Here is a 24,636-nt window from a genome sequence, read left to right as displayed (position 1 = left end):
CCCTGGGCCTCTCCATCCCATGAGGTCCCGGGTCAAGCCCGGGACGCGATGCCCCAGAACACATCAGGTGACAAAATGCCCAAGGTTCTCGTCTCCGACGAACTCTCCGAAACCGCCGTCCAGATCTTCCGCGACCGCGGGGTCGAGGTGGACTACATGCCGAAACTCGGCAAGGACAAGGAAAAGCTGGCCGAACTGATCGGCCAATATGACGGCCTCGCCATCCGCTCCGCCACCAAGGTGACCGAAAAGCTGCTGGAACAGGCGACGAACCTGAAGGTCGTCGGCCGCGCCGGTATCGGCGTCGACAATGTCGACATCCCGGCCGCGTCCAAGAAGGGCGTCATCGTGATGAACACGCCCTTCGGCAACTCCATCACCACGGCAGAACATGCCATCGCCATGATGTTCTCCATCGCGCGGCAAATCCCCGAGGCCAACGCCTCCACCCATGCGGGCAAGTGGGAAAAGTCGAAATTCATGGGGGTGGAGCTTTTCAACAAGACCCTCGGCGTGATCGGCGCAGGCAACATCGGCGGCATCGTCTGCGACCGCGCGGTGGGCCTGAAGATGCGCGTCGTGGCCTATGACCCCTTCCTGTCGGAAGAACGCGCCAAGCAACTGGGCGTCACCAAGGTGGAACTGGACGACCTCCTCGCCCGCGCCGATTTCATCACGCTGCACGTGCCGCTGACCGACAAGACCCGCAACATCCTGTCGCGCGAGAACCTCGCCAAGACGAAGAAGGGCGTCCGCATCATCAACTGCGCCCGTGGCGGGCTGATCGACGAGGCCGCGCTGAAGGACGCGCTCGACACCGGCCACGTCGCCGCCGCGGCGCTAGACGTGTTCGAGGTGGAGCCCGCCACCGACAACGTCCTCTTCAACCACCCCAACGTCGTCTGCACCCCCCATCTCGGCGCCTCCACGACCGAGGCGCAGGAAAACGTGGCGCTGCAAGTGGCCGAACAGATGTCGGACTACCTGCTGACCGGCGCCGTGCAGAACGCGCTGAACATGCCCAACGTCACGGCCGAAGAGGCCGCCGTCATGGGCCCCTGGGTCAAACTCGCCGCCCATCTGGGCGCCTTCATCGGCCAGATGACCGATGAACCGATCAAGGCCATCAACATCCTCTACGACGGTGCCGTTGCCGACATGAACCTCGCCGCGCTGAACCAGTCGGTGATCGCGGGCGTGCTCAAGGCGCACAACCCCGACGTCAACCTCGTCTCCGCCCCCGTGGTGGCCAAGGAACGCGGCATCCAGATCTCCACCACCCGTCAGGAAAAGACCGGCGTGTTCGACGCCTATATCAAGGTCACGATGGTCACCGACAAACGCGAACGGTCGGTCGCCGGCACCTGCTTCTCCGACGGCAAGCCGCGCTTCATCCAGATCAAGGGCATCAACATCGACGCCGAGATCGGCCCCCACATGCTCTACACCACGAACGAGGACGTGCCGGGCATCATCGGCCTGCTGGGCATGACGATGGGCAAGAACAACGTGAACATTGCGAACTTCACGCTGGGCCGCTCGGGCGTGGGACAGGACGCCATCGCCATCCTCTACCTCGACCAGCCCATCGATCCCAAGGTGGTCGAGACGCTGGAATCCACCGGCATGTTCCAGCAGGTCAAACCGCTGGAATTCGACGTGGCCTGATCTGCGCGGGAAAGGGCAATTCGACTTGCCCCTTCCCCGTCGCTCAAATATCCCACGGGGGCCCGGGGGTGTGAAACCCCCGGCGCTTTCCACCGGACAAACGGACAGGCACGATGCGCAGCTACGCCATTGGCGACATCCACGGTCATATCGACCTGCTCCTGCACGCCCATGACCTGATCGCGGCAGACCGCCGCGCCACGGGCGACCATGACGCGCCCGTCATCCATCTGGGCGATTACGTCGACCGCGGCCCCGACTGCCGCGGCGTGGTGCAATTCCTGATGGACGGCACCGCGCGGGGCGAGAAGTGGCTGACCCTCAAGGGCAACCATGACCGCATGTTCACCCGCTTCCTGCGCGATCCGAAGGAACCCGAACCCGGTCTGCGCGCCGATCTGTCATGGCTCCACCCCCGCATCGGCGGAGCCGAGACGCTCGCCTCCTACGGGGTGAAGAACGCGATGGACCGCCCCCTCGCCCCCGTCCATGCCGAGGCCACCGAGGCCGTCCCGCAATCGCATCTCGACTTCCTGCAGGACCGCCCCGCATGGCACCGCCGCGGCGAGGTCGTCTTCGTCCATGCCGGCATCCGCCCCGGCATCGCGATGGAGGCGCAGCAGGAAACCGACCTCGTCTGGATCCGCGCGGGGTTCCTCGACGATCCGCGCGACCATGGCTTCCTCGTCCTGCACGGCCATACCGCGCTCGACCGTGCCACGCATTACGGCAACCGCGTGAATATCGACAGCTCCGCCGCCTATGGCGGCCCGCTCACCGCCGTGGTGATCGAAGGGCGCGACGTCTGGCACCTGACCGATAACGGCCGCGTCCCGCTTCAGCCCTGATCCTTGCCGCGCAACAGCGCCCGCGCCGACAGCACCACGGTTCCGGCAAAGAACACGCCCGCGATCCCCACCACCTCCACCAGACCCGGCCCCTTGGGCACGCCCCGCACGGCGATCAGAACGCCGATGAAGGCCAGCCCGGCCAGCGAGAAGATCAGGCGGAACAGATGTTCGCCGCGTGTGGGTCCGTACTTGCTCATCCCCCGCAACTAGTCCGCCCCGCCCCGACGGGAAGGGGTGACAGCCCGCCGGATTTCCGTTTTTCTGCCTCTGTCCAGCAAGGAATGCCCCATGACCAGTGCCAGCCGTTTTCCCCACCTCGCCACCGCCGCCATCATCGCCGTGACCGCCTATTGGCTCTGGCATGTCGGGCGCGTCCCGATCTGCGACTGCGGCTATGTCAAACTCTGGCACGGCCAGACCCTGAGCTCCGAAAACTCCCAGCATCTGGCCGACTGGTATACCCCGTCGCACATCATCCATGGTCTGATCTTCTACGGCCTGCTGCACCTCGTCGCGCGCCGCCTGTCGGTGGCGTGGCGGCTGACCATCGCCACCCTGATCGAAAGCGCGTGGGAGATCGTCGAGAATTCCGAAGCCGTCATCGAACGCTACCGCTCGGTCACCATCTCGCTCGACTATTACGGTGACAGCGTCATCAACTCGGTGGCCGACATCCTCGCCATGATCGCGGGTTTCGCCTTCGCCCGCGTCCTTCCGGTCTGGCTCTCCGTGGTGCTGATCCTCGGATTCGAGGCGCTGACCACATGGCTCATCCGCGACGGGCTGGCGCTGAATGTCCTCATGCTGCTCTGGCCGCTGGAGGCGGTGAAGACATGGCAGGCGGGCGGCTGATCAGCCGCGCAGCGCCTCGTCATTGATCCGCCGCAGGCGCAGCAGCGCACCCGCCGCCGTGGCCAGCGTCATGGCGGCAACGATCTGGAAAAAGCCGCGCTCGCCCATGCCTTCCACCAGCGCACCCAGCAGCACGGGGGACGAAATCCCCCCCACCAGCCCCGCCGCGATGATCGTGGGCGTCACGCGCGGATCATCCCCCATCAACCGCGAGGCGGTGACGAAGAAACCCGGGAAGAACAGCCCCGCAAAAGCCCCCATCGCGATGAAGAAGGGTACCGCCGGAAACAGCGCCGCCCCCGCCGCACAAAGGGCCGCCCCGCACATGGCAAAGGCATAGATGGTAAAGGCCGGCACCAGATGCGCCATGAAGACCAGCGCCGACCGCGCAATCAGAAAGGCCACGAAGAACCCGGACAGCGCCCGCGCCGCCGTCTCCTCGCTCGCGCCCGCACGGATGAGAGCGGTCGGCCCCAGCCCGATCAGACAGGCCTCCACCCCGATGCAGACCACGCCGAAACACAAAAGCCCCGCGCGGAAGCGATAGGGTTTCGATGCCCCCGCCGCCTCTGCCGTCGCGGCCCGTTCCGTCGTTCCGGCGGCCAGCCAGACCAGCGCGCACAACCCCGACACCACGCCAAAGGCCAGCCGCGGGTCCGACCCGATGGCGACAAAACCCAGCGGCGCAAGGATCGCCCCCACCGCGAACATCGCGTTCAGCAGGCTGACCATCGACGGCCCCTTCACGCCAAAGGCCTTCAGCACGCGCGGATTGAACACCACGGTCGAGATGCCATAGCCCGTGCCAAAGATCACCGACCCCGCCAGCGTCGGCCACCACCCGATGCCCGAGGCGATGATGCCGGACCCGATCACCATCACCCCCAGCGCATGGCGCGGCGTGACATGGCGGCCGCGGAAGAACATCAGCGCCACGCCCGTCGCCGACCCGATCCACAGCGCCGACACCAGCCACCCCGCCTGCGCCACCGTCAGGTCGAAGGCCCGCGCAAAGGCCGGCAGCGCCGGACCATAAAGCGATTGACCCGCCCCCATCAGGGCAAAGGTGGTGATGCCGGCAAAAAGCAGCGCGGCATGGGTGCGGATCAGGGCGTTCAACGGGCCACCTTCGGTCACGGACTGCCTGCGGGTTTCCCCCGCCCCGCAGCGACTGTCAATCGCGCCCGCGACACGGCAACCCCTGCCCGTCACGCGGGCACCACCGACGCCACGTCACCGCTGCGCGATGCTGCGCGCCATGTCATCCTGACCGTAAACAGGGGGGCACCATGACCGACATCTTCATCCTCTCCGCCGCACGCACGGCCATCGGCACTTTCGGCGGATCGCTTGCCACGGTCGCGCCGGTCGATCTGGCCACCGCCGCTGCCCGCGCCGCCATCGACCGTGCGGGGCTCGCTCCCTCTGCGATCGGGACAACCGTCATGGGCCATGTGATCAATACCGAACCGCGCGACATGTATCTCTCGCGCGTTGCCGCCCTGCAGGCGGGCGTGCCGGAAACCGCCCCCGCGATGAACGTCAACCGCCTCTGCGGTTCGGGGCTTCAGGCCATCGCCTCGGGCGCGCAGGCGCTCTTGCTGGGAGAGGCCGACACCGCACTTGTCGGCGGGGCAGAGTGCATGTCGCGCGCACCCCACATTCTGCCCTCCGCCCGCTTCGGTCAGAAGATGGGCGACATGCGCGCCACCGACATGATGACCGGCGCGCTGACCTGCCCCTTCGGCACCGGCCATATGGGCATCACGGCCGAGAATGTCGCGCAGGACCACGCCATCAGCCGCGCCGATCAGGATGCCTTCGCGCTGGAAAGCCAGCGCCGCGCCGCCCATGCCATCGCGCAGGGCTGGTTCGCCGCCGAGATCGCGCCGGTGACAGTGGCGGGCCGCAAGGGCCCCGTCACCGTCGACCGTGACGAACACCCAAAGGCCACCACCGCCGGTGCTCTGGCCGCCCTCAGACCCGCTTTCCGCAACGACGGCACCGTCACCGCCGGCAATGCCAGCGGCATCAATGACGGCGCGGCGGCGCTGGTCCTGTGCCGTGGCCGCCGCGACGGGGCCCGTGCCCGCATCATGGGCTACGCCGTTGCGGGCGTGGCGCCCCGTGTCATGGGTCTTGGCCCCGTCCCCGCCACGCAGGCGCTCTGCGCCCGTCTCGGCATGCGCCCGCAGGACTTCGACCTCGTCGAGTCGAACGAGGCCTTCGCGGCACAGGCCATCGCGGTGACCCGTGCGCTGGACCTCGATCCGGCGCGGGTGAACCCCACGGGCGGGGCCATCGCGCTGGGCCATCCCGTCGGCGCGACGGGGGCGATTCTCGCCACCAAGGCCCTGCACACGCTGGAGCGGACAGGGCAGGGCACCGCCCTTTTGACCATGTGCATCGGCGGCGGACAGGGCATTGCCCTCGCGATCGAGCGGGTCTGAAACACGCTTAAGATGCAGCGCATGTGTGCATGTGCAGACTTTGGAACAAGTAAAGACAGACCAAATGGCTGCCGGTAAACTTAGGATTCGAAATGGCGCTATAAAAATCCATGAAATTGCACGTGCCTGCGCCAAGATGCCTTGCAGGGACCAACTTGCCTGCAAGCGTCAAAGGGAATTTACGCGTATGTTGACCGATAAAGATACCGCCAAGCCGATTACCGTGCTGATCGCCGATGACCACAGCCTCGTCGCCGAAGCCATGTGTCACATCCTCGAAGCCTCGGGCGAATACCGCGTCGCCGTCGTCGAGACGCTGCTCGATGCCCGCGCGGCGATCCACGCGCAGGGGGGATATGACCTCGTCCTGCTCGACCTCGACATGCCGGGGATGGACGGGGCCGCCTCGGTGGAAACCGTCGTGCGCGACAACCGCACCGGCCGTGTCGCCATCCTGACCGCGGGCACGGTCGATCTGCGCCAGTCCACCCTTTTTGCCAGCGGCGCGGCAGGCGTGATCCTGAAATCGCAACCCTTCGCCGACATCCTTGCCGCGATCGCCAGCATTCTGGAGGGCGAGCTCTATTATCCCCGCGCCGACGACCGCAACCTTTTCCGCATGTCGGCAGCGGCCGCGATGGTGCCAGTGGCGCTGCGGAACTAGCGGGCGCAAGGGCCGCGCGCGACCGCCCTAGATCAGGCCAAGGTCGCGCGCGATGACCGTCGCATGCAGCCGGTTCTTCGCGCCCAGCTTCCGGCAGAGCGACGACACATGCATCTTCACCGTCGGCAGCGCCAGCCGCAGATCGGCGCATATCTCCTTGTTTCTCTTGCCTTTCGCAATCTCGACAAGGATCAGCATCTCGCGCTTGGTCAGGGTGTCGTTCGACTCTTCGTTCGGGTCCGCCCGCCGCATCACCAGATCGAAGGGCAGATAGCGCTCGCCCGACAGGATCAGGTTCAGCGCATTGACCAGCGACCGCACACCCGACGATTTCAGGACGATCCCCGCCGCGCCCGCGGCCACCGTTTCGTCGATCACCTTGGGCAGCGCCTCGCCGGTGATGATCCCGACGGGCCGCCCGCCCTGCAACTGCAGCGCCCGCTTCAGCCCTGCCACGCCATGCATGCCGGGCATGTTCCAGTCCAGCAGCGCGACGTCGAACGGACCCTCTGCCTCGATCCGTTCGACCGCCTCGTCGAAACTGCGGGCCGTCACCACCTCGAAATCGTGGTTCGTCCGCAGATAGATGGCGAACATTTCCAAAAGCATTTCATGATCATCTGCAAGAAGCAGGCGTGTCTTGCCCGCATTCCCTGCGCCACTATTCATCTGTTCCACGCTTTTTCGGTCCCCGGACACACACCCTAGGCCACCGCAAAATGCAGCTGTGACCGTTTGGTAAAGATTTGTGTCAATACATGTTGACGTCAATCGACGAAGTTCTGGCCGCATTTCTCAGAAGGATAGCTAACATAAAAAAGTATAAATTTATTAATATTAGTATGTCAAAATACATACTTTCGGTTAAAAAATGGCGCGAACCCGCATTCACCGCAGCCTGATCTCGGTTCTGGCCGATCTTCCCTCTGCATCAATAACAGACAAGGACAGAAATCCTGCCTCGAGAATGGGCAGTATGACCTCGCTCCGTCTTTCGCCCGTCAGCACCGGCATCCCGTCCGCCAGCCATGTAAAGGGGGCCTTCCCCCCCTCGACGCGCACCATCACCCCTTCGGGAAGCCGCTCAACCTCGGCCCCGTCTGGAGGAAAGGCCACGACTGGCGCGTTCTGGGCACCGTCAAAGGCCGCCGTTCGCGAACGGAACCGTTGCAGGGGCTGGGGCAAGCGGGCATTGGCCACCAGCAGCGTTTCGGGCGGGGCAGGGGGCTGCGGCACCAGCGCGGGTTTCACCCGCGCAAAGGCCTGAAACAGAACGGGCGCGGCCACCTCGGCCCCGAAGGCCCCCGGAACCGGCGTGCCGTCTGCCCGCCCCAGCCACACGCCCACCACATGCCGCCCGTCGAACCCGATCGCCCACGCGTCACGGTGCCCGTAACTCGTCCCTGTCTTGTAGGCCAGACGGTTCTCCGGCGCGCCCGGCGGCGGGGCCAGTCCGGCAAGGATATCGCCCACCTGCCACGCCGCCGCGCGCGACACCACACGCGCGCCGCCGCCCTGTGCACTTTCCCCCTCCATGCGCCAGCGCAGCGGCAGCGCCACCCCGCCCCGCGCAAGGCCCGCGTAAAGCTGCACCATGTCCTGCAGGCTCACCCCGATCCCGCCCAGCGCGATGGCCAGCCCGGGTTGCCCCGGCGGCAGCCGATACCCCATCCCCGCCCTGTCCATCGCCACCAGCAGCCGCGCCGGACCCATCGCCTCGGTCAGTTCCACCACAGGAAGGTTCAGCGACATCTGCAACGCCTGCCGCACCCGCACCGTGCCGCGATACTGCCGGTCGAAATTCTGCGGCGCATAGGTGCCGAACCGGCGCGGGCGGTCCTCGATCATCGTCTCGGGATGGGCCAGCCCCTCGTCAAAGGCCAGCGCATAGACCAGTGGCTTCAGCGTCGACCCCGGCGACCGCAGCGCCTGCGTCATGTCCACGAACCCCTGCCGCGCATCCGCCCGGAACGCCGCCGACCCGACCGAGGCAAGGATTTCCCCCGTCGCATGATCCGCCACCACGATGGCGACCTGCAACCGCTCGCCCTGATGCTGCACCGTCTCGGCGGCCAGCCGCTCCAGCGCGACCTGCACCCCGCGATCCACCGTCAGCCGGATCACCTGCGCCGCAGGATCCGCCACTCGCGCACGGTCGGCCAGATGCGGCGCGATGGCGGGCACGGGGCGACGCGCCACCGGCACCGTCTCGCGCCGCGCGGCCGCGGCCTGATCGGCGGGCAGGATGCCCTTGGCCACCGCCCGCGCCAGCACGCGGTCGCGCGCATCTGCCGCCGCGTCCGGGTGGCGGTCCGGCCTGCGGCTTTCGGGGCTTTGCGGAATGGCCACCAGCAGCGCCGCCTCGGCCGGTGTCAGCCGCGCGGGTTCCTTCCCGAAATAGGCCAGCGACGCCGCCCGCAACCCCTCGATATTCCCGCCATAGGGCGCCAGTTGCAGATAGAGCGACAGGATCTGCCCCTTCGTAAGACGCCGTTCCAGCGCCAGCGCCACCCGCATCTGCCGCAGCTTGCCCGACAGCCGCCCCGTCCCGCTTTCCTCCAGCAGTCGCGCCACCTGCATCGTCAGCGTCGACCCGCCCGACACGATGCCCCCGTTCCGCACCGCCTGCGCCCCCGCCCGCACCAGCGCGCGCCCGTCCACGCCCGCGTGGTCGCGGAACCGCCCGTCCTCATAGGCGACCAGCATGTCCACGAATATCTGGTCCACCTGCCCGGGCGACAGCGCCAGCCGCCACCGCCCGTCCGCCACCGTATAGGCCCGCAGCAGCCGCCCGTCCCGATCCTCCACTAGAACCGAGGTTTCGGGGACCAGCGGCGGCAACACCGTCACCGCCACCCAGCCGTCGAACGCATCCCGCCCGATGGCGGCCAGCCACAGCCCCGCCGCCAGCGCTAGGATGCCCCGCGCGCGGATCATTCCGTCACGGTGACCCGCCCGGTCTCTCCCACCGCGCGGAAATCGGGACGGTACATATCCTCGACCGAGGCGGCGGGATGGTGGAACACCCCCGGCGACACCGCGCGCACCACATAGGCCAGCCGGAAGGGCTGGTTGTCCATGCGGTCCACCGCGGCAAGGAACCGGTCCTGCCGGTATTCGGCATGGGCCACCGCCTCCAGCAGGCCCAGCCCCGCCAGCGCGGGCACCGCGCCCCCCGTTATCAGGTTCGGGTTGTCGATCTCGAACCCCGCGGGCAGCGGATCGGCCACCATCAGCCGCGCCTCGCCCGTACCGAAGGGCGTCACCTCCAGCACCGCGATCATCCGCGTCCCGACCGGCACGGTGGCCGCATCGACCGGCGTGCCATCCATCGCCAGATAGCTGCGCGTAATGGCATAGCCGTTGCCGGATGCAGGCTCGGCCGCCTCGGGCACGCCGAAGGTGGTGACAGTCAGCGTCGTATCCGCCCCGCCATTCGCCACCGCGACCGGCACCGCGCCCAGACCCCGCATGGCGACCAACGGCCCGTCCGCCGCCTGACCGTCCAGCGTGACGCCCTCGGCCCCCGCCCCGTCGATCAGCGCATTGGCCGCCAGCAGCACCCAGGTCACCTCCTGCGTCGACATCCGCCCCTGCGTCGCGATCCGGTCCGCCAGCGCCTCGCGGTCCACGGCAGCCGACCCCGCCTCGACCGCCAGCGTCAGCACCGCCGCCGCATCGCGATAGACCGTGCCGTAATCCGCGCGGAACAGTTGCTCTGTCTCCACCGCCGCCGCATCCAGCGCCGCCCCTGCCCGTGCAAACATCGCATCCGCGCGCCGCTGCTCGCCATAGGCGGCCAACGCCGCGCCAAGCTGCGCCATGGCGGTGGGCGTGGCAAAGGCATCGCCCTTGACGTCGGCGTAATAGCGCAGGTCCCCGATCGCCGCCGCCCCCTCGCGCGCCAGCACCATCAGAGCATAGGCCAGCGCCTCGCCGCCATAGTCGAAATCGGCGGTGTAGTTGACCTGGTTACGCAGGTTGTCCAGCGCCATGCGGAAGCCCGCATCCGGCACGTCGAACCCGCGCGCCTTGGCCCGTGACAGGAAGTCGGTGACATAGGCATCCAGCCACATATCCCCCGACCCCGGCCCCCACAGGCCAAAGCCGCCCTCGGCCCCCTGATTGGTCAGGATCTCCGTCACCGCCTGCTGCACGCGGCCCTGCACGTCATCCGACCACGGCAGGTCCATCGCCTGCGCCACCTGATCGAAGTAAAGCAGCGGCATCGCCTTCGACGTCATCTGTTCCGTGCAGCCATAGGGATACCGGTCGAGCGCCGCCAGCAGCCCCGGCGCATTCAGCCGCGCCAGCGGCCCGATCGCCAGCGTCGCCCGCGCGCCCGGCTGGAACCCCGCCAGCACCGCATCGTCAAAGGCGAAGGTCTGCCCCCCCGCCAGATCGAAGCGCGACACCTTCACCACCTCGGGATCGCCCCGCATAACGGGCAGCGACAGCACCTTGGTCAGGACCTTGCCATCCGGCGTGGTCAGGGTGACGGCAATCTCCTGCACGCCCTCCTCCGCCGCCGTCACGGGCACCGCGACGACCTGCTTGCCCTTCTCGGCCAGATCGACGCTTGCCGGCACATCGCCAAGGCTGACCCCGCGCCCCTCGACCGCCAGCCCCGTCTTGCCGAAGGGCCCCGTGGCGTGGACGATCTCCAGCAACACGCGGCTTTCATCCCCCGGCGCCATGAAGCGCGGCAGGGACGCCGTCACGACCACCGGATCGCGCACCAGAACATCCGCACTCGCCTGCCCGACGCCGGTCCTTGACCACGCGACCGCCATCACCTTCACCGTGCCGTTGAAGGCGGGCAGGGTGAATTCGGCGCGCGCAGTGCCATCAGCGCCCACCTCCACCGGACCGGTGAAATAGGCGACCAGCTCCTCTGTCGGCGGAGGGGCCTGCAACCGCGCCTGCGCGCCCGCATCGCCGCCCGACCGGACGGTCCCCTCTGCCCCGTTCATCCCGTCGATCAACCGCCCGTACAGGTCGCGGATGCCGACGCCCAGCTTGCGCTGCCCGAAGTAATGCCCCTGCGGATCGGGCGGGGTGAATGACGTCAGGTTCAGGATGCCCTGATCCACCGCCGCTATGGTGACATAGGCCGTCTCGCCCGCCGCCACGCCCTCCACCTTCACCGCCACGGGCAGCACGCCGCGCGGATCGGCCTCGGCCGGAACCTCCACCATCGCGGACAAGGCCCGCGCGCCGGGATCGACCGCCGCATGGGCCAGACCCAGCGCCCGCGCCGGATTGCGCCCCGCCGCCACATCCATCGGGCGCAGCACCTGCGCCGTCACATAGACCCCCGCGCCCCAGTCATCCGTCACGGGCAGGTCGATGACGTTCTCGCCCTCGGCCACATCCACCGCCTGCATGGCGACCAGTCGGTTCGACAGCACCATCACCACGGCCTTCCCCGCAAAGCGCGGCACCAGCCGCAGCTTGGCCACATCCCCCGCCGCATAGGCCGCCTTGTCCAGCGACAGCTCCAGCGTGTCGGGCGTCGCCGCCGCATCCGCCGCCGCAAACCACCCCGCGCTGAACGGAACGGATGTCAGCGCCACCCCGTCGCCTTGCGTGACGGTCAGCACATATTCTCCCCACGTCACCGGCACCGCCAGTTCCGCAGGCGCCGCCAGCGCCAGATCGCCCTCTGCCACCCGCTCGCGCCGCGTGACGGGCTGCCACATCCAGTTGCCGTAACTCTGGTACCACTGATAGGTCGTCTCGACCCGCATCAGCTCCCACTTTGCAGCCATCGCCGTGGCCTTGCTGTCCGGCCCCACCGCCGCAACGCTGAACCGCGCCTCGGCATTCTCGGCCACCACCCCGTCGAACAGCGGCTTCACCCCGATCATCGCCGCCGCAGGGGCCAGCGCCTGCGTCACCACCCGCTCCACCGGACGGCCCGACCCTTCGGCCACGCGCACCGCCACCCGCGCCTCCAGCGGACGGTCCGCCGTCGCCGCATCCGGCATCGCCAGCGTCACCGCCGCCTTGCCCGCCGCATCCGTCCGCGCCGGATCGAAGCCCTGCATCACTGCATCAAAGGGCACGTCATGCGCGCCGAAACGATAGCCGTCCCAGCCCGCCAACTCCTCGGCCGCGCGCAACAGAACCTCGCCCTCCACCGCCAGATCGGCCCCCGGCGCGCCGAACAGATAGCGCGCCTCGACCCCCAGTTCCGCCACCTGACCGGGACGCAGCCCTTCGGGAACCGTCACGTCGAAATCGATCCGTTCGGGCAGGAAATCCTCGACCAGAAAGGTCTTGGCGACCAAGGGCGCGGCATCGGCATCGGCCAGAACCTCCATCCGCCAGACACCGCGCGGCGCATTGCCAAGGATCGGCTGGCTGGCGACATAGCCGCCGCCCCAGTCACTCACCACCTGCCGCGCATGTTCCACCCCGTCGGGCCGCTTGACCACCACGGTCAGGGGCAGCCCCTCGATCGCCGCCGCCCCGCTGTCGCGGGCAAGGATCGTGGCATAGACCGTCTCGCCCGCGCGATAGGCCCCGCGATCCGTGGTCAGGAACACATCCACCGGCGGTGCCGCCTCGCGCCCCTCGACCCCGCGATCCGACAGGTCGAATTCCGGCTCGGTCAGCGACAGGAAGGCCACATCCTCGCCACCATCCCGCGCCACCACCATCGCCGGTGCCGCCCCGCCCGTCCCGCGCGTCAGACCCGCATCGAACCGCGCATAGCCCTGCTCGTCGGTCGTGGCAGACCCCAGAACCTCGTTCCCGTTCGAGACCAGCTCCAGCGCGACGCCCGCCTTCGCCTCGGCAGAGCCGAGCGAGCGGACAAAGACGTGCAGCCCGTCCACCCCCGACAGGGTCGTCATCCCCAGATCCGAAACGGTGAACCACTGCCAGCCCGCCGCCACCTCCCACGCCTGCTTGCCCGGGACCGACGCGCGCAGCGCATAGACCCCCGCCCCCTGTCCCGCCAGCGCCTCGTCCATCGGCAGGCGGGTGGTCACGTCGCGGTTCACCTCCATCCCCACGCTGGCTGATCCCTTCCAGACCTCGGTCCCCGTCTGGGCGGTGAAATCATATTCCTGCCATTCGGCCAGCGGCGCCGACAGATAGCCGTTCTGGAAGGCGCGGATCAGGTTCCGGTCCGTCACGCGATACAGCACCAGATCGACCACCTCGGTATTCACCGTCTCGACCGGCAGCGCCGCGCCTGCGGCCTTGGGCAGGACATAGGCCCGCCCCGGAAAGCGCACGCCGGGCGACCGGTCGCGGATGTATTGGGTGATGTCCACCGCATCCGCCAGAACCTGCCCGTCCGCCGCCGGAAGCCCCGCGCGGAAGGTCACCGTCGCCCGCTGCCCGTGTGTCAGACCCTCGACACAGATGTCTCGGTAATTGGCGCTGACCGTCAGGTCCGGCGCGTCAAGCTGCACGAAACTGGCGTAATCCACGCCCTTGGCCACCAGATCCTCGGAAAAGGTCGCGCAGATGCGCGGGCGCGCGCTGTCGCTTTCCACGCGGTTCTCGACGATGCGGAACCCGTATTTCCCCGCCGCATCGGCCAGCAGCGCGGCCGTGTCGTCCCGCGGCTGGATCTCCTGCGCCAGCCGCAGCGCGCGCACCATGTCGCCGCCACGGTCGATCCGCTCCAGCGCCTGGCCCATCTGCACAAGGATCGTATGCCCCTCGCGCGGATCGTCCGACCGCAGCCAGGCATTGACCGCCGCGTAATAGGACCGCTCGAAATAGCTGCGCTGCTCGGGCCCCTCGAACCCGCCCATGGCAAACAGCAGCCGCGCATATTCCGCCCAGTCCGCCGCCGCATCGGTCAGGCTCGCCACCGCGCCCGCCTGCCGGAAGGCGCTGTCGAAATCGCCCTGCATCTCGGCATCCGCCGCCGCCGCGCGCCATTCCTCGGCGCTCCACCCGCCCGCCGGATGGTTCCCCGCCAGATCGGCCGCCTGCTGAGTGACCGCCCCCAGCTCCCAGTCCTGCACGAAACCGATCTCGCCCCGCCGCTCGCGCGCGCGCCCTGCCGCGCCCTCGTCCGCCAGCGCCACCGTGCCGGACAGCGCCCCCGCATAGCTCTCCGCCGCGCCGGTTCCCGCCTTCAGAAAGCAGCTTCCGTTGCGGCTGTTGAAGGTGAATGCCTCGCACGATGTGTTGGCCAGACAGGCCCGCTGGCACGCCTCCACCGTGGTATCGAAGGCCGAGGCGATATCGCCCCCCGGCAGGTCCGTATCCTGCCACATCACGATCCGCTTCTGCGGCACAAGCTCCTGCGCCTGGGTCACCGTCGGGACAAGGAAGATCAGGGCCGAAAGGCACAGGGACAATAAACGCATGGCGGCACCACCAGAGGTGTTGGAACTGCCGCCGATGCTGTCACTCCCCCGCCTGTCTGGCAAGCGGCGTCCCGTCGCGGGCAGCCGTTTACCAGCCATTTACCGCCCTCTCCGATGCTGGCGCAGCAACGGGCCGAGTCGGGACCAAGGCATGACATTGACAGAACGTCTGGCACAGGAACGCCGCGCGCGCATGGCGGCGGAACGGCATCTGGAATGGAAAAGCCGCGAATTGGCCGCGGCCAACGAAAAGCTGGCCCTTCAGGCCCGCGCCCTTTCGGAACAGGTGGTCGAGGAACGCCAGTCCGCCCGCGCCGCCCGGTCCGAGGCTGCGCGTCTCAAGGGCCAGAACGAACGCTATGTCGGCGATCTCGACCGCGCCCACACCGCCGCCGTCATGGCCGAACGCCGCCTGCGGACCTCGATCGACACCATCCGCGACGGTTTCGCGGTATTCGACGGTGACGACCGCCTCGTGCTTGCCAACCGCGCGATGATGCAGCCCTTCCCGCAAGGGGCCGTGGTTCAGGGCATGACCTACCGCGACCTGATGGAACGTCTCGCCCCGCTCATCGACACGGACCAGCCGGTCGAGGACTGGGTCGCCACCATGCTTGACCGCATCGCCGCCGACCACATTCCCCCCGTGGAACTCGCCTTCCGCTCCGGCCTCTGGGTCCGGCTCGAGGACCGGCGCGCCCGCGACGGCGATCTTGTCAGCCTCGCCATCGACATCACCGGCGAAATGCGCCTGCGCGCCGCGATCGAGGCGATCCCCGACGGCTTCGTCATCTTCGACCGTCACGACCGCCTTCTGCTGTGCAACCAGACCTACCGCCGCATCTATTCCGCCGCCGCCGACACCATCCGCCCCGGCGCCCGGTTCGAGGACATCCTGCGCGCGGGCCTTGCCGCCGGCCAGCATTCCGATGCCATCGGCCGCGAGGAGGAATGGCTTGCCGAACGCATCGCCGAATTCCGCTCCGCCTCGGGCCTGTCGGAACAACACCTTGCCGATGGCCGCTGGATCCGCGCCAAGGACCACCCCACCCCCGATGGCGGCCGCGTCGGCCTTCGCACCGACATCTCGGCCGAGCGCGAGGTGCAGGAATCCCTCCGCACCGCCCGCGCCGCCGCCGAAGCTGCCAGCCGCGCCAAATCCGCCTTCCTTGCGAATATGAGCCACGAGATCAGGACACCGATGAACGGCGTCGTCGGCATGGCCGAACTGCTCTGCGGCACCCCCCTGACCGAAGAGCAGCGCCTTTTCGCCGAAACCATCCGCTCCTCGGGCGAGGCGCTGCTGACCATCATCAACGACGTCCTCGACTACTCCAAGATCGAGGCGGGGCGCCTGAACCTGCATCCCGAACCCTTCGACCTTGACCGCCTGATCCACGAAACCGCGATCCTCCTGCAACCGCAGGCCCGCGCGCAGGGGATCGACCTGATGATCGACTACGACATGTTCCTTCCCACCCGCTTCATCGGTGATCCGGGGCGGCTGCGGCAGGTGCTGACCAACCTCATGGGCAATGCGGTCAAATTCACCGAGGCAGGCCATGTCATCGTCCGCGTCGTCGGCATCCCCGGTGAAAAGGGCGGCAACGCACGGCTGCACATCTCGGTCGAGGATACGGGGATCGGCATCGCACCCGAACAGATCGACCACATCTTCGGCGAATTCAATCAGGCCGACAGCGCCGCCAACCGCCGCTTCGAAGGTACGGGTCTGGGCCTTGCCATCACCCGCCGTCTCGTGGATCGCATGGGGGGGGATATCTGGGTCGACAGCGAACCGGGCAAGGGTTCGTGCTTCGGCTTCTCCCTCTCCCTGCCCGTCGCGGAAGAGCTGCACGCCATGCCGCGCCCCACCAGCCTGCGCCGCGTGCTGCTCTGCGATCCGAACCCGCTCAACCGCGACATTCTGGAACGGCAACTCGCGCCCCTGTCGCTTGCCGTCACCACCTGCCGCAGCGCTGCCGAAATCGCCCCGCTGCTCGAAGGCCCCTGCGATCTGGTCATCGCCGACTTCCCGGGCGATGGCCCCGAAGGCCAGACCCTGCTCGACACCCTTCAGGCCCGCCGCAATCCGCCGCCGCTGATCCTGCTTGCCAACCCGGCGGGCCTGTCCGCGGCCAATGCACATGTCGCGCAGGGCATGGCCGCCGCCGTTCTTCCCCGCCCTGTCCTGCGTGGCGAACTCTGGTCGGCCGTCGCCCGCCTGACCGGTGCCGAAACCCCGCCCGATGCGGTCAGCCCGCCGCCCGCCGCCCGCCGGATGCGCGTCCTCGCGGCCGAGGACAACCAGACCAACCAGCTCGTCTTTGCCAAGATGGTGCGCGACCTCGACCTCGATCTGCGCTTTGCGGCGGATGGCCAGCAGGCGGTCGATCTGTGGCAGACCTTCCACCCCGACGTGATCTTCATGGATATCTCGATGCCCGTGATGGACGGCTGCACCGCCGCCCGCACCATCCGTCAGGCCGAGGCTGGCCGCGCCCGCGTTCCCATCCTCGCCCTTACCGCCCATGCCATGCCCGAGGATGGCGACGACATCCTCGCCGCCGGAATGGACAAGCACCTGACCAAGCCGCTCCGCCGTTCGGCCATCCTTGCCGCGCTACAGGAATATTGCCCCGAAGGTGCCGATCTCGGACCCCATGCCGAAGCGGCCACCCCCGCCGCCAGCGCCGCCTGACCCGCCCTCAGGCTGCCGCTTCCGCCCCCGCCTCGCGCAGGAAGACCGGCCTGTCCGGTGTGGAACGTTCCGCGTCCAGCGCATAGCCGCCCGTGGAAAAGCCAAGGATATCCGCAGGATCGGTCAGCCGGTTCTCGGCGATGAAGCGCGCCATCGCCCCCCGCGCCTTCTTGGCGAAGAAGGACACCACCTTCGCCTCGGCCCCCCGTCCTTCAAGGAAGACCGGCGTCACCACCCGCAACTTCAGCGCGCGCAGGTCCACCGCCCCGAAATATTCCTGCGAGGCGCAGTTCACCAGAACCTCCGCCCCGACCTCGGCCCCCTGCGCGTTCAGCGCCCGCGCGATCCGGTTGCCCCACCATGCGTAAAGGTCCGGCCCCTTCGGATTGGCCAGACGGCTGCCCATCTCCAGCCGGTAGGGCTGGATCAGGTCCAGGGGCCGCAACAGCCCGTAAAGCCCCGACAGGATACGCAGATGCCCCTGCGCCCAGCGCAGCGCGTCGGCATCCAGCGTCTTTGCCTCCAGCCCCGCATAGGTATCCCCGTCAAAGCAGAAGGCCGCGGGTTTCACCGCGCCCGCCGCAGGCTTGGCGCGGAAGGCCGCGAACCGCTCGGCATTCAGCCGCGCCAGCGGTTCCGAAATCCCCATCAGCGCGCGCAAATCGGCCACCGAAAGCCCCCGCGCGATCTTCGCAAGCTTGGCCGCATCCGCACCGAAGGAGGGTTCGGTCGGCTCCAGGCCCGCAGGCAGGGCGCGCGGCTCTTCGTCCAGCCGCTTTGCAGGGGAAATGACGCACAGCATGGCAATCTCCTTTGGCTAGCCTGCCCAGATAGGCCCGCTTACGCCTCGCGCAAGACCGACAGGAAGGCTTCTCCGAACCGTTCCACCTTCTGGTCGCCCATCCCCTGTATCCGCTGCAACTCGGTCAGGGTCGACGGACGCCGCTCGGCAATCAGGCGCAGCGTGGAATGGGTGACGGACAGGTATTTCCCCGTCCCGTCCTCGCCCCGCGACAGCGCGACCTGCACATCGGCCAGCCGGTCAAAGACCGGCCCCGCCGCCTGCCCCGCCAGCCGCAGCCGCTGGGGATGCACCTGCTCGGTCGCCCCCACGATCACGGCAAGGAACTCTGCCCCGTAACTTTCCAGCTTCTTTGCACCCACCCCCGTGATCCCCGCCATCTGGTCCAGCGTGGCGGGCCGCCGCTCGGCCATCTCGATCAGGGTCCGGTCGGGGAAGATCACATAGGCGGGCACCCCCGCCGCCTCGGCCAGCGCGCGCCGCTTGGCCTTCAGCGCCGACAGAAGCGGCGCATCCTCGTCGGATACCAGCGCCTTGACCGCCACCGAAGGCCGCGCCGCATCGACCGTATCCTTGCGAAGCGTGATGCTCTCCTCTCCCCGCAGGATGGGCCGCGCCGCCTCGGTCATGCGCAGCGCGCCATGCCGCTCCGGATCGGGGCGCACCAGATCGCGCCCCATCATCTGCCGGAACACCGCGCCCCATGCGGCCTTGGTCAGATCGCGCCCCACGGCAAAGGTGGGCAGCTTGTCATGCCCCCGCTCGCGCACCTTGTCCGTCGCCGCCCCCGTCAGGATGTCGATCAGATGCCCCGCCCCGAACCATTCCCCCGTCCGCAGGATGGCCGACAGCGCCTTCCTCACCGCCTCGGTCGCGTCGAACAGCACCGCAGGTCGGTCGCACAGGTCGCAATTCCCGCAAGGCTCCGCCGCCTCGCCGAAATAGCCCAGCAGGACCTGCCGTCGGCAGCCCATCGCCTCGGCCAGCCCCAGCAGCGCATTCAGCCGCGCATGATCCGCCGCCTTGCGGTCCGCAGGCGCGATCCCCTCGTCGATCTGCGCCCGCCGCAGCCGGATGTCGTCGGGACCGTAAAGCGTCATCGTCTCGGCCGCCGCGCCATCACGCCCCGCGCGCCCGATCTCCTGATAATAGCCCTCGATCGACTTGGGCAGGTCGGCATGGGCGACCCAGCGGATATCCGGCTTGTCGATCCCCATGCCGAAGGCGATGGTCGCCACCACGATCAGCCCGTCCTCGCGCTGGAAGCGGATTTCGACCTGCCGCCGCTCCTCGGGGTCCATCCCGCCGTGATAGTGGCAGGCCACATGCCCCGCCTCGCGCAGCGCCTGCGCCAGCGTCTCGGTCTTGGCCCGCGTCGCGCAATAGACGATGCCCGACTGCCCCTTGCGCGCCGCCGCGAACCGCAACACCTGCGTGCGCGGATTGTCCTTCACCGCAAAGGCCAGATGGATGTTTGGCCGGTCGAATCCGCGCAGGAAAGTCTCGGGCGCCACCCCGTCGAACAGCCGCGTCACGATCTCGGCCCGCGTCTCTTCGTCCGCGGTGGCGGTGAATGCCGCCAGCGGCACGCCCAGCGCGCGGCGCAACTCCCCGATCCGCAGGTAATCGGGCCGGAAATCATGCCCCCACTGGCTGACGCAATGCGCCTCGTCCACCGCGATCAGCCGCGTCCCGATCCGCCGCAGCATGGGCAGCGTCGCCGCCGATGCCAACCGCTCCGGCGCCATGTACAAAAGCTTCAGCCGCCCCGCATCCAGCGCGGAGAACACCTCTTCCGTCTCGGCCTCGGTATTGCCTGATGTCAGCGCCCCCGCCTCCACCCCCGCCTCGCGCAGCGACCGCACCTGATCCCGCATCAGCGCGATGAGAGGCGAGATCACCACCGTCACCCCGTCGCGGCACAGCGCGGGCAGCTGGAAACACAGCGACTTGCCCCCGCCCGTCGGCATGATGGCCAGCGTGTTGCGCCCCGCCATCACCGCCGCCACGATTTCGGCCTGACCGGGGCGGAACCCCGGAAAGCCGAAGACGGAACGCAGCAAGGTTTCGGGATCGGTCATGGCGGGGCAGGGGGCCTGAATCGGGACGGGGCGGGGAAAGCCTGCCCCGCCCGTGGTTACGAAGCGGTGAAGATCACATGAAGGCGGCGGCGTTGTTCACCAGAACGATCCGCAGCGCATAGACCGCCAGCAGCACGACCAGCGGGGCAAGGTCGATCCCGCCAAGGTTCGGCAGCACCGACCGGACGCGCGAATAGATCGGTTCCAGCAGACGGTTCAGCGCATCCCAGATTTGCCCGACCAGCGGCTGGCGCAGGTTCAGAACCTGGAAGTTGATCAGCCAGCTCATGATGATATGGGCAAGGATCACCCACTGCACGACATCCAGGATGAGCAGCAGGATTTGCAGGATCGAGGTCATTCAGCGGCCTCCGCATACTAGGGCTTGTGTCACAGGTAGCCTCTGGCGGCCAAAACCGCAACGCCCTTCCGCAGCGTCGCGCCTTGACCTTCCGCGCCCCAGCGGGCAACCCGCAGCCGACAGGAGAGCTGCTCATGTATCCCTTCCTCCGCATGGCCAAAGAGTTGTGGGTCTTCCGCAATGCCCCCGCCCTTCCGCTGCTGGGCACGCATGTCAGCACGCATATGTGCTGGCCGTGGGATCTGGACCCGTGGGTCGAACTGAACAATGGCCGCACGCTGACGATCTACGATCTGGGCCGTATCCCTCTGGGCCAGCGCACGGGGCTGCACCGCGTTCTGGCGGCGAATGGCTGGGGGATGACGGTCGCGGGCAACACCGTGCGCTACCGCCGCCGCATCCGCGCCTTCGACCGCATCACGATGCACAGCCGCTGCATCGGCTGGGACCACCGCTTCCTCTATATCGAACAATCGATGTGGAAGGGCGACGACTGCACCAGCCATCAGGTCATCCGCTCGGCCGTGACCTCGAAGGACGGCATCGTCGCGCCCGACCGCGTGCTTGCCGCGCTGGGCCAGCCGCAGCAAAGCCCGCCCCTGCCCGATTTCGTGCAAGCCTGGATCGCGGCCGAGGGGCAGCGGCCCTGGCCCCCCGCCCGTTGACCGCTCCAGCCTTGCCAGACGGCCGGTTTCACGATTCAATCGCGACAAAAGGCCGAAAGGGCAGGGGGCGGGCATGAGTGCGACGGTCAGCGCAAGAAAGCGCATCTGGGGATGGTGGTTCTTCGACTGGGCCAGCCAGCCCTACAACACCCTGCTCCTGACCTTCATCTTTGGCCCCTACTTCGCCGAGATCGCCCGCGGCCAGTACATGGCCCAAGGGCTGGATGCCGATGCCGCAGGCGCCGCGGCACAGGCCTATTGGGGCCTCGGCCTTGCCATTTCCTCCGTCGCCATCGCCATCTTCGCCCCCATCCTCGGCGCGATTGCCGACAGCACGGGGCGGCGGATGGTCTGGGTCTGGTTCTTTTCGGCCTTCTACGTCGCAGGCTCCGCCGCGCTGTGGTTCGTGGCACCGGGGGGCGACACGCTGTTCTGGGCGGTGGCCTGTTTCGGGCTGGGCTTCATCGGCATGGAATTCGCCACCATCTTCACCAACGCCCTGATGCCCTCGCTTTCGGACCATGACGACATGGGCGCCATTTCCGGCTCGGGCTTTGCCTTCGGCTATCTGGGCGGGCTGCTCGCGTTGATCCTGATGCTCGCGCTCTTTGCCGAAAACAGCGCGACGGGGAAAACGCTGATCGGCCTCGACCCCATCCTCGGCCTCGACCCCGAAGCGCGCGAGGGGACGCGCGCCGTCGGTCCCTTCACCGCGCTCTGGTATGCGGTCTTCATGATCCCCTTCTTCCTCTGGGTGCGTGAACCCCGCACCGAACGCCGCCCCCTGAACCTCGGCCTTGCCTTCGCCAGCCTGCGCGACCTTCTCGCCTCGCTCCGCTGGCGCGGCAGCCTCTCGGCCTATCTTGCCTCGTCGCTCTTCTACCGCGATGCGCTGAACGCGCTCTACGGCTTCGGCGGGGTCTATGCCTCGGGCGTGCTGAACTGGGAGATCACGCAGATCGGCGTCTTCGGCGTGGTGGGCGCGGTGACGGCGATGGTCGCAAGCTGGATCGGCGGCAAGGCCGACCGCCGCTTCGGCCCCAAACCCGTGATCGCCTTCTGCATCGTGGTCCTGATGCTCGTCTGCCTCGTCATCGTCGGCATGACGCGCGAGTCGCTCTGGGGCCTCCCGCTCGACCCTGCCTCCAGCGCATCGGACACCATCTTCTTCGCCTGCGGCGCGCTCATCGGCGCGGCGGGCGGGGCGCTTCAGGCCGCCTCGCGCACCATGATGGTCCGCCACACCACCCCCGACCGCGCGACCGAAGCCTTCGGCCTTTACGCCCTGTCGGGCAAGGTCGCCTCCTTCATCTCGCCCGCGCTGATCGCCCTTGCCACCTATCTCAGCGGATCGCAGCGCATCGGCATCTCTCCGCTGATCGTGATGTTCCTGATCGGCCTCGTTCTGCTATCCTTCGTGCGGGCAAAGGGCGAGCAGGCGTGATGTTCAAGTCATTGGCAGGATTGGCACTGGCAGTCGCCCTCGCGCTGCCGGCAACGGCAGAGACCAAGGCGAACCAGCTTTTCGGCGCGGTGGACCAGCCCAGCTCCAGCCGCCCCATGCCCTATGGCAGCTACGCCAAGGGCTGCGCGGACGGCCTTGTCGAACTGCCCGAGACGGGGCCCACATGGCAGGCCATGCGCCTGTCGCGCAACCGCAACTTCGGCCATCCGGTAATGATCGACTACCTCGTCGACCTCAGCCGCGCCGCCACGCAGATCGGCTGGGCCGGCCTCTATATCGGCGACATCAGCCAGCCCCGCGGCGGCCCGATGACCAGCGGCCATGCCAGCCACCAGATCGGGCTGGACGCCGACATCTGGATGCTGCCCCCCCGCCGCCTCGACCTGTCGCGGCAGGAACGCGAGGATATCTCGTCGATCCCCGTCCGCTCCGCCGACCAGCGCAGCGTCACCGACAACTGGACCCCCGCCCATGCCGCGCTTCTGCAGGCCGCCGCATCCGATCCGCGCGTCGACCGCATCTTCGTCGCCGCCGCCGTCAAGATCGAGATGTGCCGCACCGCCACCCGCGCCGACCGCAAGTGGCTCCAGAAGATCCGCCCCGTGGCGGGGCATGACACCCATTTCCACGTCCGCCTGAAATGCCCCCGCGGCGCCCGCCAGTGCGAGACGCAGACCCCCACCGTCGATGAACTGTCGAAAGGCGGCGACGGCTGTGACGAGACGCTGATGTGGTGGGTCTCGGACGAATACCTCAACCCCGAACCGGACCCGAATGCCCAGCCCGCCCCGCGTGAGCGCGGCGCGCGCGACTACACCCTTGCCGATCTGCCCAGACAATGCCGAAACGTCCTCTCCTCGCCCTGACGGCGGCGGCCTGTCTGGCCCTCGCACTGCAAGGCAGCGCCAGCCCGCCCGCACCGGCGGGCTTTCTTGGTTCCTACGAATGGACGATGCCGGATGACGCCTTCGGCGGCCTTTCGGGCATCGAGCTTTCCGCTGACGGGCTGCGCTTCACCGCCATTTCCGACCGCGGCGCATGGACCGCCGGCACGATCACCCGCGACGCGCAGGGCCGCATCACCGCCATCACCGCCGCCCCCCTGCGCCTCCTGCGGGGCAAGGGCGACGGCCCGCTGGAAAAGGGCCGCAACGATTCCGAAGGGCTGGCCATCGCCCCCGATGGCACCGCCTTCGTCTCCTTCGAAAACGTCGCCCGCGTCCTGCGCTATGCCACGCTCGACGGACCTGCCGAAAACCTGCCCACCCCGCCGGAATTCGCCACGCTCCAGACCAACTCCGCGCTCGAGGCATTGGCCATCGCCCCCGACGGCACGCTCTACACCCTGCCCGAACGCTCGGGCCGGATGGAACGGCCCTTTCCCCTCTGGCGCTTTCGCAACGGCACATGGGACCAGCCCTTCGCCCTGCGCCGTGACGGGGGCTTTCTTGCCGTAGGCGCCGATATCGGACCTGACGGGCGCTTCTACCTGCTGGAACGCGAATTCCACGGCATCGCCGGTTTCGCCAGCCGCGTCCGCAGCTTTGCCCTGTCGGAGTCCGGCCTGACCGACGAACGCACCGACCTGCAATCCCCCACCGGCCTGCACGACAACCTCGAAGGCATCTCGGTCTGGCGCGGGCCGGATGGGGCGATCCGGCTGACCCTGATCTCGGACGACAATTACAACTTCTTCCAGACGACCGAGATCGTCGAATACCGCCTGCCCGATTGACA

The 24,636-nt window shown here is 68.1% G+C and carries 18 protein-coding genes; 10 read left to right on the top strand and 8 right to left on the bottom strand.

What is annotated here, in order from left to right; genetic code table 11:
- The first annotated feature begins 75 nt into the window (after positions 1-75).
- Complete coding sequence (gene serA, locus GU927_RS15050; protein ID WP_161763280.1) at positions 76-1,668, top strand: phosphoglycerate dehydrogenase; 1,593 nt, start codon at positions 76-78, stop codon at positions 1,666-1,668.
- Between the two features lie 113 nt (positions 1,669-1,781).
- Positions 1,782-2,516, top strand: a complete 735-nt coding sequence (locus GU927_RS15045) for a metallophosphoesterase (RefSeq protein ID WP_161763279.1) — start codon at positions 1,782-1,784, stop codon at positions 2,514-2,516.
- Here GU927_RS15045 and GU927_RS15040 read toward each other — a convergent pair.
- Positions 2,507-2,716: a hypothetical protein gene (locus GU927_RS15040; protein WP_161763278.1), complete on the bottom strand. Its 210-nt coding sequence runs from the start codon at positions 2,714-2,716 to the stop codon at positions 2,507-2,509. The two genes, GU927_RS15045 and GU927_RS15040, sit on opposite strands and share 10 nt — an antisense overlap.
- A gap of 91 nt (positions 2,717-2,807) precedes the next feature.
- Between GU927_RS15040 and GU927_RS15035 the strand changes: the two genes are divergently transcribed.
- Positions 2,808-3,371 carry a DUF2585 domain-containing protein gene (locus GU927_RS15035; protein ID WP_161763277.1) on the top strand — a complete coding sequence of 188 codons (564 nt, stop codon included), beginning with the start codon at positions 2,808-2,810 and terminating at the stop codon, positions 3,369-3,371.
- Here the strand turns inward: GU927_RS15035 and GU927_RS15030 are convergent, their stop codons facing one another.
- A complete protein-coding gene (locus tag GU927_RS15030) occupies positions 3,372-4,490 on the bottom strand; it encodes an MFS transporter (protein WP_217765688.1) in 1,119 nt (372 codons plus the stop codon).
- Positions 4,491-4,660: 170 nt separating this feature from the next.
- Here GU927_RS15030 and bktB point away from each other — a divergent pair, with 170 nt between their 5' ends.
- Positions 4,661-5,821, top strand: a complete 1,161-nt coding sequence (bktB, locus tag GU927_RS15025; RefSeq protein WP_161763274.1) for a beta-ketothiolase BktB — start codon at positions 4,661-4,663, stop codon at positions 5,819-5,821.
- Between the two features lie 190 nt (positions 5,822-6,011).
- A complete protein-coding gene (locus GU927_RS15020) occupies positions 6,012-6,485 on the top strand; it encodes a response regulator (RefSeq protein WP_217765687.1) in 474 nt (157 codons plus the stop codon).
- A 27-nt stretch (positions 6,486-6,512) separates the two neighbouring features.
- On the opposite strand, the gene GU927_RS15015 is transcribed toward GU927_RS15020, so the two are convergent.
- The 3 genes from GU927_RS15015 to GU927_RS15005 all read right to left on the bottom strand — a co-directional run bounded on the left by GU927_RS15015 (position 6,513) and on the right by GU927_RS15005 (position 14,824).
- Positions 6,513-7,154, bottom strand: a complete 642-nt coding sequence (locus GU927_RS15015; protein WP_161763331.1) for a response regulator transcription factor — start codon at positions 7,152-7,154, stop codon at positions 6,513-6,515.
- 219 nt (positions 7,155-7,373) lie between these two features.
- On the bottom strand, positions 7,374-9,422 hold the full coding sequence (gene pbpC, locus GU927_RS15010) for a penicillin-binding protein 1C (RefSeq protein WP_161763271.1): 2,049 nt from the start codon (positions 9,420-9,422) through the stop codon (positions 7,374-7,376).
- Positions 9,419-14,824 carry an alpha-2-macroglobulin family protein gene (locus GU927_RS15005; RefSeq protein ID WP_161763270.1) on the bottom strand — a complete coding sequence of 1,802 codons (5,406 nt, stop codon included), beginning with the start codon at positions 14,822-14,824 and terminating at the stop codon, positions 9,419-9,421. Before GU927_RS15005 ends, pbpC begins: the two co-directional genes overlap by 4 nt.
- A gap of 151 nt (positions 14,825-14,975) precedes the next feature.
- On the opposite strand from GU927_RS15005, the gene GU927_RS15000 reads away from it, so the two are divergent.
- Complete coding sequence (locus GU927_RS15000; RefSeq protein ID WP_161763268.1) at positions 14,976-17,525, top strand: hybrid sensor histidine kinase/response regulator; 2,550 nt, start codon at positions 14,976-14,978, stop codon at positions 17,523-17,525.
- Between the two features lie 7 nt (positions 17,526-17,532).
- On the opposite strand, the gene yaaA is transcribed toward GU927_RS15000, so the two are convergent.
- The 3 genes from yaaA to GU927_RS14985 all read right to left on the bottom strand — a co-directional run bounded on the left by yaaA (position 17,533) and on the right by GU927_RS14985 (position 20,769).
- Positions 17,533-18,327 carry a peroxide stress protein YaaA gene (gene yaaA / locus GU927_RS14995; RefSeq protein ID WP_161763266.1) on the bottom strand — a complete coding sequence of 265 codons (795 nt, stop codon included), beginning with the start codon at positions 18,325-18,327 and terminating at the stop codon, positions 17,533-17,535.
- 38 nt (positions 18,328-18,365) lie between these two features.
- Positions 18,366-20,408, bottom strand: coding sequence for a DNA helicase RecQ (gene recQ / locus GU927_RS14990; protein WP_161763265.1), 2,043 nt, complete (start codon positions 20,406-20,408; stop codon positions 18,366-18,368).
- Positions 20,409-20,481: 73 nt separating this feature from the next.
- On the bottom strand, positions 20,482-20,769 hold the full coding sequence (locus tag GU927_RS14985) for a YggT family protein (protein WP_161763263.1): 288 nt from the start codon (positions 20,767-20,769) through the stop codon (positions 20,482-20,484).
- Between the two features lie 134 nt (positions 20,770-20,903).
- On the opposite strand from GU927_RS14985, the gene GU927_RS14980 reads away from it, so the two are divergent.
- The 4 genes from GU927_RS14980 (at position 20,904) to GU927_RS14965 (ending at position 24,634) form a co-directional block, all read left to right on the top strand.
- Positions 20,904-21,434 (top strand): acyl-CoA thioesterase, encoded by a 531-nt coding sequence (locus tag GU927_RS14980; RefSeq protein ID WP_161763261.1) that lies wholly within the window; start codon positions 20,904-20,906, stop codon positions 21,432-21,434.
- A 73-nt stretch (positions 21,435-21,507) separates the two neighbouring features.
- Positions 21,508-22,878, top strand: coding sequence for an MFS transporter (locus GU927_RS14975; RefSeq protein ID WP_161763259.1), 1,371 nt, complete (start codon positions 21,508-21,510; stop codon positions 22,876-22,878).
- A complete protein-coding gene (mepA, locus tag GU927_RS14970; protein WP_161763258.1) occupies positions 22,878-23,765 on the top strand; it encodes a penicillin-insensitive murein endopeptidase in 888 nt (295 codons plus the stop codon). The genes GU927_RS14975 and mepA overlap by 1 nt, the downstream gene beginning before the upstream one ends.
- Positions 23,738-24,634, top strand: coding sequence for an esterase-like activity of phytase family protein (locus tag GU927_RS14965; RefSeq protein ID WP_161763256.1), 897 nt, complete (start codon positions 23,738-23,740; stop codon positions 24,632-24,634). Before mepA ends, GU927_RS14965 begins: the two co-directional genes overlap by 28 nt.
- Positions 24,635-24,636: the final 2 nt, after the last annotated feature.

The organism is Paragemmobacter amnigenus (assembly GCF_009908265.2).
GTDB classification, from domain to species: domain Bacteria; phylum Pseudomonadota; class Alphaproteobacteria; order Rhodobacterales; family Rhodobacteraceae; genus Paragemmobacter; species Paragemmobacter amnigenus.
The sequence above is the reverse complement of the archived record's forward strand: the minus strand, read 5'-3'. Positions and strand labels throughout refer to the sequence as shown.

Bases quoted from the DNA above. Each gene is read 5' to 3' on its own strand.
- GU927_RS15005 (WP_161763270.1), bottom strand. From the start codon at position 14,824: ATGCGTTTATTGTCCCTGTGCCTTTCGGCCCTGATCTTCCTTGTCCCG.
- mepA (WP_161763258.1), top strand. From the start codon at position 22,878: ATGTTCAAGTCATTGGCAGGATTGGCACTGGCAGTCGCCCTCGCGCTG.
- recQ (WP_161763265.1), bottom strand. From the start codon at position 20,408: ATGACCGATCCCGAAACCTTGCTGCGTTCCGTCTTCGGCTTTCCGGGG.
- GU927_RS15035 (WP_161763277.1), top strand. From the start codon at position 2,808: ATGACCAGTGCCAGCCGTTTTCCCCACCTCGCCACCGCCGCCATCATC.
- pbpC (WP_161763271.1), bottom strand. From the start codon at position 9,422: ATGATCCGCGCGCGGGGCATCCTAGCGCTGGCGGCGGGGCTGTGGCTG.
- yaaA (WP_161763266.1), bottom strand. From the start codon at position 18,327: ATGCTGTGCGTCATTTCCCCTGCAAAGCGGCTGGACGAAGAGCCGCGC.
- GU927_RS15040 (WP_161763278.1), bottom strand. From the start codon at position 2,716: ATGAGCAAGTACGGACCCACACGCGGCGAACATCTGTTCCGCCTGATC.
- GU927_RS14965 (WP_161763256.1), top strand. From the start codon at position 23,738: ATGCCGAAACGTCCTCTCCTCGCCCTGACGGCGGCGGCCTGTCTGGCC.
- GU927_RS15000 (WP_161763268.1), top strand. From the start codon at position 14,976: ATGACATTGACAGAACGTCTGGCACAGGAACGCCGCGCGCGCATGGCG.
- bktB (WP_161763274.1), top strand. From the start codon at position 4,661: ATGACCGACATCTTCATCCTCTCCGCCGCACGCACGGCCATCGGCACT.
- GU927_RS14985 (WP_161763263.1), bottom strand. From the start codon at position 20,769: ATGACCTCGATCCTGCAAATCCTGCTGCTCATCCTGGATGTCGTGCAG.
- GU927_RS14975 (WP_161763259.1), top strand. From the start codon at position 21,508: ATGAGTGCGACGGTCAGCGCAAGAAAGCGCATCTGGGGATGGTGGTTC.
- GU927_RS14980 (WP_161763261.1), top strand. From the start codon at position 20,904: ATGTATCCCTTCCTCCGCATGGCCAAAGAGTTGTGGGTCTTCCGCAAT.
- GU927_RS15015 (WP_161763331.1), bottom strand. From the start codon at position 7,154: ATGAATAGTGGCGCAGGGAATGCGGGCAAGACACGCCTGCTTCTTGCA.
- GU927_RS15045 (WP_161763279.1), top strand. From the start codon at position 1,782: ATGCGCAGCTACGCCATTGGCGACATCCACGGTCATATCGACCTGCTC.
- serA (WP_161763280.1), top strand. From the start codon at position 76: ATGCCCAAGGTTCTCGTCTCCGACGAACTCTCCGAAACCGCCGTCCAG.